This is a genomic window from Streptomyces sp. NPDC013317 (assembly GCF_055563155.1).
In genome coordinates, this window is sequence record NZ_JBVHDX010000033.1 from 1953 (window position 1) to 3292 (window position 1340).

At 56.6% G+C, this 1340-nt stretch carries 1 rRNA gene (only partly in view); it reads left to right on the forward strand.

The features are described 5' to 3' along the window. The first annotated feature begins 57 nt into the window (after window positions 1-57). Window positions 58-1340, forward strand: a 23S ribosomal RNA gene (locus tag ACZ3IJ_RS36130) (it continues 1928 nt past the right edge of the window).

A 1340-nucleotide genomic window follows, 5' to 3' on the forward strand; every position in this document is an offset into this window, starting at 1 on the left:
AGGGTGATGGGTGGCTGGTCGTTGCTTGAGAACTACACAGTGGACGCGAGCATCTGTGGCCAAGTTTTTAAGGGCGCACGGTGGATGCCTTGGCACCAGGAACCGATGAAGGACGTGGGAGGCCACGATAGTCCCCGGGGAGCCGTCAACCAGGCTTTGATCCGGGGGTTTCCGAATGGGGAAACCCGGCAGTCGTCATGGGCTGTCACCCATGCCTGAACACATAGGGCATGTGGAGGGAACGAGGGGAAGTGAAACATCTCAGTACCCTCAGGAAGAGAAAACAACCGTGATTCCGGGAGTAGTGGCGAGCGAAACCGGATGAGGCCAAACCGTATGCGTGTGATACCCGGCAGGGGTTGCGCATGCGGGGTTGTGGGATCTCTCTTTCACAGTCTGCCGGCTGTGAGACGAGTCAGAAACCGTTGATGTAGGCGAAGGACATGCGAAAGGTCCGGCGTAGAGGGTAAGACCCCCGTAGCTGAAACATTGACGGCTCGTTTGAGAGACACCCAAGTAGCACGGGGCCCGAGAAATCCCGTGTGAATCTGGCGGGACCACCCGCTAAGCCTAAATATTCCCTGGTGACCGATAGCGGATAGTACCGTGAGGGAATGGTGAAAAGTACCGCGGGAGCGGAGTGAAATAGTACCTGAAACCGTGTGCCTACAAGCCGTGGGAGCGTCGCTCATTGGGTTTACCCAGTGGGTCGTGACTGCGTGCCTTTTGAAGAATGAGCCTGCGAGTTTGCGGTGTGTTGCGAGGTTAACCCGTGTGGGGAAGCCGTAGCGAAAGCGAGTCCGAATAGGGCGATTCAGTAGCACGCTCAAGACCCGAAGCGGAGTGATCTAGCCATGGGCAGGTTGAAGCGGAGGTAAGACTTCGTGGAGGACCGAACCCACCAGGGTTGAAAACCTGGGGGATGACCTGTGGTTAGGGGTGAAAGGCCAATCAAACTCCGTGATAGCTGGTTCTCCCCGAAATGCATTTAGGTGCAGCGTCGTGTGTTTCTTACCGGAGGTAGAGCACTGGATAGGCGATGGGCCCTACCGGGTTACTGACCTTAGCCAAACTCCGAATGCCGGTAAGTGAGAGCGCGGCAGTGAGACTGTGGGGGATAAGCTCCATGGTCGAGAGGGAAACAGCCCAGAGCATCGACTAAGGCCCCTAAGCGTACGCTAAGTGGGAAAGGATGTGGAGTCGCAGAGACAACCAGGAGGTTGGCTTAGAAGCAGCCACCCTTGAAAGAGTGCGTAATAGCTCACTGGTCAAGTGATTCCGCGCCGACAATGTAGCGGGGCTCAAGCGTACCGCCGAAGTCGTGTCATTGCAGCAATAGG